The sequence below is a fragment of the Nitrospirota bacterium genome, assembly GCA_016178585.1.
Classification (GTDB): Bacteria; Nitrospirota; Nitrospiria; order JACQBW01; family JACQBW01; genus JACOTA01.
This window is the reverse complement of the sequence record JACOTA010000075.1, coordinates 36,233-43,784: the sequence shown is the minus strand read 5'-3', so window position 1 is coordinate 43,784 and position 7,552 is coordinate 36,233. Positions and strand designations below refer to the sequence as shown.

Genomic DNA, 7,552 nt, shown 5'->3' with positions numbered 1-7,552 from the left:
TGTTTTGATCAATAATAGCGCGATCATTTTAACATACGACTATATGTTTCTCAACTGAAAACGGTTATCTTCAGGTGCATAAATTCGTTTTCTACACGGACTATCAAGGGTTTTCTGCATTTTCGTTCAGACACTAACTACAAGGGACAACTCGGAAACGGCACGACAAGTAATCAGTCATATCTCTTCGGTAACGTAAACAGCATTATAAATTCCACAGCTGTGGTAACGGGATGGGAACATACATGCTCGTTGTCTTCGGACGGATCTGTACAATGTTGGGGTAATAACGGATATGGTCAATTAGGCAACGGAACGAATACCGACTCAACCTCTCCGGTGGGGATCAGTCTCGATACCAGTTCTCCTACAAGTCCGACTGCTTTAATTGCAAATACGGTAAATACCACTCAAATCAGTCTAAGCTGGACACCTTCAACCGATAATGTGGGAATAGATCATTATGAGGTAGAAAGATGTTTTAATAATGGAAAATATAATGTAATTGGCAATGCCACGACCACTTCTTTTACTGACACCACAGTTTCAGGTGGCATTACCTATCTTTACCGGATTCGTGCCGTGGATGCTGCGGGGAATAAGTCGGGTTACAGTAATATCGATTACGCTACAACGATCATTTTTACCGATAATCCCCTTGTAGCCGGAGTCACAATGATTAAAGCTCAACATATCACAGAACTGCGTCAAGCGGTCAACGCTGTGCGTGCCAGCGCTGGTCTGGCTGCGGCGCCATGGACGGATTCTACCCTGTCAGGTGTTTCTGTAAAAGCGGTTCATCTTCAGGAACTCCGAAGTAATTTGAATCCTGCTCTCACCACGTTCGGATTTTCCTCTCCCAGTTACACAGACCCATCCCTAACGGCAGGAATAACAGTCATCCGGAAAGTTCATATTGATGAACTCAGGAGTGGGGTAAAGTAATTTTAAGAAATAAGAATAAGTATGGAGAAAACTAACGTGAAAAAACAAATCCAAGCCTCGTACAAAAGTTTATTTTTTTTAGTGGTTTTATTGTCCCTTTGTCCTGATACCACTCATGCCCAATGGGTAACCAGTGGAAGTAACATTTATAATTCAAATATTGGGAATGTGGGAATCGGGACGACAACCCCTGGGGCTAACTTAGATGTGAAACCTACTTCTGATTCACTTGCCGTATTTCGTATTCAGAATTCTGCAGGAGCAAGCGTCGCAAGGGTTGATACAACCTATAAACAATTGGTTTTGGGGTCTAATACCGTTGCAGGCCTGTTGCAATTTGATAATGGGTTCCAAAACTCTGGTTTCATTTTGAAGAATACTGGAGCAACAGGTCAGAGCAGACTCCAGTTTACAAAGGATGCTACAGATGTTGTCACAATAGATAATAGCGGCAACGTTGGCATAGGGACGAGATCACCGGGACGAGCCTTAGATATCAACAGTACGTATCTCGGTCTTACTTCGGGTGCTGGTGCAACGAGGATTATTTTAGGGAACCGGGACTCTGCAGCGATCCCCGGGATTATCACATCAGGCAATGGAAACATAGGTTTTGGGCGGGGATCAGCTTTTGGGTCTACCGATGGGGGCACTTATAGCGAATATTTAACTATTTTAGGGAGTACCGGCAACGTTGGTATAGGGACGACAGCTCCTGCTACCAAACTCCATGTTACGGGTGATGCGACGGTAACAGGAAATATGACGGTAAACGGGAATATAACGGCGAAATATCAGGATGTGGCGGAATGGGTGCCGGCGAGTAAGAAAATTTCTGCAGGGACGGTGGTGGTTTTAGACGAAGGACATGTGAATCGTGTGCTTCCGTCGTCGACGTCATACGATACACGTGTTGCCGGTGTGATCACCTCTACTCCTGGTTTGTTGCTTGGGGAAGCAGGAAAAGATAAGGTCAAAGTAGCGACAACAGGGCGGGTAAAAGTCAAAGTGGATGCAAGTCAGAAACCGATTAAAGTTGGAGACTTACTGGTGACAGGCGACAAAGAAGGGGTTGCGATGAAATCAGAGCCGTTGGACTTAGGGGGAGTGCCGATTCATCGTCCCGGCACTTTGATTGGAAAAGCCTTGGAACCGTTAATGTCGGGTGAAGGAGAAATCCTGGTTTTGTTAAGTTTGCAATAAAGGCGAAGGATTTTTTTTAAACAAAGACCGAAGATATGGGAATTTTAAGGCCTGGAAATAAAGAGGAAGTTAACTCGTTTTTAATCGTCAACTTTTGAATTTCAGAAAACTTTCCATTTGTTAATGTAAAAACAGCAATGGTTTGTTTATCCGGGTCGACAATCCAATATTCTTTGACTCCATGTTTTTCATAAAGTCTTTTTTTAATCCCAAGATCACGAGAAGCCGTCGAAGGAGAAAGGATTTCGATGACTAAATCGGGCGCGCCATGAATATTCTTTTCGGTGAAGATAGGCATTCTTGATTTTGAGACGAAAAGTAAGTCGGGCACGACAACGTCAATATCCGAAAGGACTACATCGAGCGGGGTTTCATACACTTCGCCCAGATGATGGTCTTCAACCCATTTGTTTAATCGAAGGAAAAGTTGTTTTGAAATTCTTTGATGTTTAGTGATAGGCGAAGGGGTCACGTAGTGCTCTCCGTCGATGATTTCATGGCGGTTCAGATCGTCTGTGATTTGAAGATAGTCTTGATAAGTCAATTTAATCGCAGTGTTGTTCATAAGTAAATTGTATCAAAATTAAATATCAAAGTCAAAAAATAATTCGCCGGGAGGAATAGTAATGATCTGTAAAATCAGAGATACATATGGAAAAAAAGTTTTCTGGAAATTAGTCTGTTTGTTTATCGGAATATTATTTATCAATGGTTTCTATATAGAAGTCGTCCAAGCCCAGTGGGCTACCAGTGGAAGTAACATTTATAATTCCAATTCGGGCAATGTGGGTATCGGGACAACAAGTCCGACCAAGAAATTATCGATAAATGGTGAAATTCAGATGACCGGTTATCCAACAGGAGTTTACTTAGGAAACGGTCAAGGTTTTTTCGATAATGGTAACGGTGGTTTAAACATTTCAGTTCTAGGTACATCTGCACTTTCTCTCATAACAAACGGTGGAAACTTATCATTAAATGGCGGTAATGTCGGTATTGGCAAGACTAATCCTAACTATACCTTAGACGTGAATGGAACCATGCGTTTAGAAAACTCTTCAGCTATATTGCAACTGCATTATCCAGGAGCAGGCACTGGAGCGGGTATTCCTATCTATTGGTCTGGAGATCTTGGTGGAACAGAAAAAACATTAGGAGCGGTTGCTTGGAGAAAGCGGAAAAGGCAAAGTCAAAGTGGCGACAACAGGTCGGGTTAAAGTTAAGGTGGATGCCAGTAAAAAACCCATCGAAGTCGGTGATTTATTGGTGACCAGCGATAAAGAAGGGATCGCCATGAAATCGGAACCTTTGGATTTAGGGGGAATGCCGATTCATCGTCCCGGCACCCTTATTGGAAAGGCCCTCGAACCTTTGAAAGAGGGAGCCGGAGAAATCCTGGTTTTATTAAGTTTGCAATAAGATTGAAGACAAAGAGATTTTAAGACCTGGAAATAGAGAGAACGTTAACTCGTTTTTAATCTTCAACTTTTGGATTTCAGAAAACTTTCCGCTTGTTAAAATAAAAACAGCAACTGTTTCTTTATCCGGACGAGCTAAAATAACAATTTGCATTTTTTAAAAAACAGGATTATTCTAATGCTAGTGTAGTGAGTCATAAATCTCTTTGCATTATAACCAATCAGCATATCATGTTAAAGATTGTCATTGCGAACGAAGTGAAACAATCTCGCTTTTTAACGGACATAAACAGGGGATTGCTTCGTCACTAATGTTCCTCGCAATGACAAACCAAATGTAAAGAAGCGTTGGATTTACTACACTAGAATAATAGTCCTCAAGGTTCTCCAACAAATCCTGCAAAATTTCTGAGAAAGTCTGTTCAAAACAGATGAATGAAAGAAAAATTAGAGATGAATCATGCCAGACAAACCATTATTCCACAAAACCGTAATTCAGCCTGATCCGGTGATCGAATGCTATAAGCGTGATGTAGACCGGACTCTTCTTCGGGAAAACTTGAAGCTCACTGTTGAGGAGCGTTTCCGCAAGCTCATCGCCCTGCAACGTTTTGCCGAAGAATTAAGACAAGCCAAGCATGTTCTGAAATGACCGACTTTGAAGGTTTACTGAAAATCTTGCAAAGTCACGGTGTTGAGTTCATCATCGTAGGGGGAGCTGCTGCGACGGCTCATGGATCTACCCATCTTACTGTGGATCTTGACATTGTCTATTCTCGATCGCCTGAAAATATTGAGCGGTTAGTTTCGGCATTAAGACCCCTTTCTCCTTATCTTCGAGGCGCGCCCCCGGGACTTCCCTTTCGCTGGGACGCAGAGACAATCCTTCGAGGACTTAACTTTACCCTTTCCACATCTTTGGGAAGTCTTGATCTATTTGGTGAAATTACGGGAGGAGGAACCTATCAGACGCTCCTTGCAAATAGCATTAATATCACACTTTTTGGGATTAAGTGCTATTGCCTCGGTTTGGATCAGCTGATCCAGGTTAAGCGCGCAGCTGGCCGGCCCAAGGACCTGGAAGTCATTGCTGAACTGGAGACCTTGCGGGAAGAACCTGACTCATTCTAGGACAAAGATTGAAGACAAAGAGATTTTAAGACCTGGAAATAGAGAGAACGTTAACTCTTTTTTAATCTTCAACTTTTGGATTTCAGAAAACTATCCGTTTGTTAATCTAAAAACAGCAATTGCTTGCTTATCCGGGTCAACAATCCAATATTTCTGGACGCTATATTTTTCATAAAGTCTTTTTTTAATCCCAAGATCACGAGAAGCCGTTGAAGAGAAAAGATTTCAATGACTAAATCAGGGCGCGCCCTGAACATTTTGTTTGGTGACAATTTCTGCGCGGGACTTTGAAACAAAGAAGAGGTGGGGGGGGTTACAACATTGGTATTATCCAACAAACGGATTGTGAAAAGACGATTTTGAAAGTTGTTGCAACCTATCAGGTCCCATCCAGAGCCTGTTCCGACCCGGATAAAAAGGGCAAAGGGATCGCCCTTGGAATGACGATCGGATCCTGGAGCGGCATTGCTCCGGATCAGCAGGCCAGACAGGCTTTGTATGCGGGAGAGTATCTGGGCTTCGACCGCCTGGACCTTTCGATCGGTCCCGTGGTTCGTCTTAAAGTGGCTTATCCGATTTCTAATTTTCCTCCGAGATTAAGCGAAATTCTAGTTGCGGTGTTCGGGAAGCTTTCTATGGATAGAGAAATAAAGCTGGTTGATCTCTCTCTTCCGGCTGAAACAGCCTCTGAATTTCCTGGCCCACGCTATGGGATTGAAGGAATCCGAAAAAAGCTGAATGTTTTTCACCGGCCTCCGCTGATGAGTATTTTTAAATGCGCCTTTGGATTAAATCCCAAAGAATATGCAGACTCCTTTTCTGAACAGGTGGCGGGAGGAATTGATCTGGTCAAAGACGATGAAATCTATTTTGACGGGGCCGGACGCATTGAACGGGTTAAATATTGCCGGGAGGTGATGGATCAGGTTTCCCATAGGGAGAAGCGGCAGGTGATTTACGCGGTGAACCTTTCTGCGCCTTCCACCCGTCTTTTGGAAACAGCCCATCAACTCGTCGATGCGGGCGCGAACGCGCTGTTGGTGAATGTGCTGGCTTACGGCTGGAACGCGTTTCATGAATTAGCGGCAGACTCAGAGCTGGATGCCATTCTTGTGGCGCACCCTGCGCTCGCAGGCGCCATTTATCCGGCGCCTTTTCATGGCATCTCTTCATCCCTATTGCTTGGAACCTTTATGCGGATGACCGGCGCCGATTTAACCTTATTTCCGTCTCCTTATGGGAATGTTTCTCTTCCCCGGGGGGAGGCTCTTGATATAGCGGAAAGACTTCGCGAAAAAGGCGCCTATCGCTCGTCTTTTCCTGTTCCTTCAGCCGGGATTCATCCCGGGCTGGTCCCGGAAATGATCAAAGATTTCGGAATAGAAATGGTCATCAATGCGGGAGGAGGGGTGCATCATCATCCAAACGGGACCCGGCAAGGCGCCCGTGCCTTTTTGGATGCCATAGAAGGGGTATGTGAGGGAAAAGAGTTAGCCGAGGTTGCCCGTGGTTCGATACCCTTGAAGGAAGCCCTTGCCCAATGGCCATGATTTCCAAAAAACCTTTCGTCTTTTTAGATTTTGACGGCACGATTACCGAAATCGATGTCATGATTGCCATCATGAAGCAGTTTGGGCCGGAAGAGTGGATTCCGTTAAAGGAGCAGATGCTCTCCCGGCAAATCAGCGTCAGAAAGGGTGTCGGAGCGATGTTCTCTTTGATCCCCTCCAGCGAAAAGAACAGGGTCATTTCCTTCGTCAAAAATGAAATTAAAATAAGAGATGGATTTCCGGAGTTTCTTGATTTTTGTCAAACCGAAGCCATCGAATATAAAGTCATCAGCGGGGGACTCGATTTTTATGTTTATCCACTGATTGAAAAATGGGTCCCAAAGGATAAAATATTGTGCAATGAAGTTGATTTTACCTCTTCTCATTTTCAGGTAAAATGGACCTATCCCTGTGATTCTTATTGCCATCTGGATTGCGGTTTCTGTAAGGTCAGCCTGGTCAGAACCTGTGATCCTGCCGTTTATAACCGGGTTTTAATCGGGGACAGCTTAACCGATTTAGGAGCGGCCAGGATCACGGAAACCGTTATCGGGCGGGATTATTTGTTAGACCAATGCAGGGCCGAGGGGATCGAGGCCTTTTCTTTTAAAAACTTTTTTGACGTAAAAGAAGTTTTGAAACGTTGATGAAAAATTATAAAAAAGAGCTCCGCCTCCTTGCCGGGGTCAAAACCGATTTTGCGTCACGGGGCTGGATGATGGCCACCAGCGGAAATTTCTCTCTTAAAGTTAAAGAAAGCCCTCTCCAGTTTTTTATCTCGGTGAGCGGCAGGGATAAGTCAATCAATCTGCCCGATGATTTTATTTTGGTGAATGAATGGGGAGAGTCGTTAGAGTTGAAAAAAAAACCAGGGACGAAGGTCGTCCGTAAACCCTCTGTCGAGGCGGGGATTCATGCCGAAATTTATAAAAAACGAACTGCCGGGATTGTTTTGCATGTCCACACGCTTTACAATACGTTTATTTCAAAACATTTTCGGGGGAAAGGCGTATTGATTGAAGGGCTGGAGATGATTAAGGGGCTCGGCCGATGGGAAGAAAACTGCCGGGTGAAAATTCCGATTGTCCCCAATTTTCATGATTTAGCCGAACTCGCTTCCGGAGTGGCAAAATCAATTGATCCAGCCGTGCCGGGCATTCTGATTGAAGGCCACGGGCTCTATGCCTGGGGAAAAACCCTTCATGAAGCCAAACGGAATGTTGAAGCCTTCGAATTTTTATTCCAATATTCCGTTTTAGAAAATCAATTGATGAAGGGTGTGAAAAACGGTTAAAAAGGAATATT

At 44.1% G+C, this 7,552-nt stretch carries 11 protein-coding genes; 9 read left to right on the top strand and 2 right to left on the bottom strand.

All coding sequences use genetic code 11. The annotated features are described in order from the left end of the window. Positions 1–252: 252 nt before the first annotated feature. Together HYR79_11985 and HYR79_11980 are read left to right on the top strand one after the other, a co-directional pair. Positions 253–945: a fibronectin type III domain-containing protein gene (locus HYR79_11985; GenBank protein MBI1822418.1), complete on the top strand. Its 693-nt coding sequence runs from the start codon at positions 253–255 to the stop codon at positions 943–945. A gap of 36 nt (positions 946–981) precedes the next feature. Beyond that, positions 982–2,148 carry a hypothetical protein gene (locus tag HYR79_11980; GenBank protein ID MBI1822417.1) on the top strand — a complete coding sequence of 389 codons (1,167 nt, stop codon included), beginning with the start codon at positions 982–984 and terminating at the stop codon, positions 2,146–2,148. Positions 2,149–2,164: 16 nt separating this feature from the next. Here HYR79_11980 and HYR79_11975 read toward each other — a convergent pair whose 3' ends face one another. Further along, complete coding sequence (locus HYR79_11975; GenBank protein MBI1822416.1) at positions 2,165–2,713, bottom strand: Uma2 family endonuclease; 549 nt, start codon at positions 2,711–2,713, stop codon at positions 2,165–2,167. 61 nt (positions 2,714–2,774) lie between these two features. On the opposite strand from HYR79_11975, the gene HYR79_11970 reads away from it, so the two are divergent. From HYR79_11970 to HYR79_11955, 4 genes are all read left to right on the top strand, one after another. Next, complete coding sequence (locus HYR79_11970) at positions 2,775–3,365, top strand: hypothetical protein (protein ID MBI1822415.1); 591 nt, start codon at positions 2,775–2,777, stop codon at positions 3,363–3,365. Continuing rightward, positions 3,343–3,567 (top strand): hypothetical protein, encoded by a 225-nt coding sequence (locus tag HYR79_11965; protein MBI1822414.1) that lies wholly within the window; start codon positions 3,343–3,345, stop codon positions 3,565–3,567. Before HYR79_11970 ends, HYR79_11965 begins: the two co-directional genes overlap by 23 nt. Before the next feature lie 459 nt (positions 3,568–4,026). Then, a complete protein-coding gene (locus HYR79_11960) occupies positions 4,027–4,218 on the top strand; it encodes a hypothetical protein (protein MBI1822413.1) in 192 nt (63 codons plus the stop codon). After that, on the top strand, positions 4,215–4,697 hold the full coding sequence (locus tag HYR79_11955; protein MBI1822412.1) for a hypothetical protein: 483 nt from the start codon (positions 4,215–4,217) through the stop codon (positions 4,695–4,697). The genes HYR79_11960 and HYR79_11955 overlap by 4 nt, the downstream gene beginning before the upstream one ends. A 90-nt stretch (positions 4,698–4,787) precedes the next feature. Here HYR79_11955 and HYR79_11950 read toward each other — a convergent pair whose 3' ends face one another. Beyond that, a complete protein-coding gene (locus HYR79_11950; GenBank protein ID MBI1822411.1) occupies positions 4,788–4,886 on the bottom strand; it encodes a Uma2 family endonuclease in 99 nt (32 codons plus the stop codon). Positions 4,887–5,053: 167 nt separating this feature from the next. On the opposite strand from HYR79_11950, the gene HYR79_11945 reads away from it, so the two are divergent. The 3 genes from HYR79_11945 to mtnB are packed head-to-tail and all read left to right on the top strand — an operon-like array spanning position 5,054 to position 7,541. After that, positions 5,054–6,247: a 2,3-diketo-5-methylthiopentyl-1-phosphate enolase gene (locus HYR79_11945; protein ID MBI1822410.1), complete on the top strand. Its 1,194-nt coding sequence runs from the start codon at positions 5,054–5,056 to the stop codon at positions 6,245–6,247. After that, the gene (locus tag HYR79_11940; GenBank protein ID MBI1822409.1) at positions 6,238–6,894 is read left to right on the top strand and encodes an MtnX-like HAD-IB family phosphatase; all 657 of its coding nucleotides are present in this window, start codon (positions 6,238–6,240) and stop codon (positions 6,892–6,894) included. Before HYR79_11945 ends, HYR79_11940 begins: the two co-directional genes overlap by 10 nt. After that, complete coding sequence (mtnB, locus tag HYR79_11935; protein ID MBI1822408.1) at positions 6,894–7,541, top strand: methylthioribulose 1-phosphate dehydratase; 648 nt, start codon at positions 6,894–6,896, stop codon at positions 7,539–7,541. The genes HYR79_11940 and mtnB overlap by 1 nt, the downstream gene beginning before the upstream one ends. The last annotated feature ends 11 nt before the right edge of the window (positions 7,542–7,552 follow it).

Bases quoted from the DNA above. Each gene is read 5' to 3' on its own strand.
- HYR79_11970 (MBI1822415.1), top strand. From the start codon at position 2,775: ATGATCTGTAAAATCAGAGATACATATGGAAAAAAAGTTTTCTGGAAA.
- HYR79_11975 (MBI1822416.1), bottom strand. From the start codon at position 2,713: ATGAACAACACTGCGATTAAATTGACTTATCAAGACTATCTTCAAATC.
- mtnB (MBI1822408.1), top strand. From the start codon at position 6,894: ATGAAAAATTATAAAAAAGAGCTCCGCCTCCTTGCCGGGGTCAAAACC.
- HYR79_11940 (MBI1822409.1), top strand. From the start codon at position 6,238: ATGGCCATGATTTCCAAAAAACCTTTCGTCTTTTTAGATTTTGACGGC.
- HYR79_11955 (MBI1822412.1), top strand. From the start codon at position 4,215: ATGACCGACTTTGAAGGTTTACTGAAAATCTTGCAAAGTCACGGTGTT.
- HYR79_11960 (MBI1822413.1), top strand. From the start codon at position 4,027: ATGCCAGACAAACCATTATTCCACAAAACCGTAATTCAGCCTGATCCG.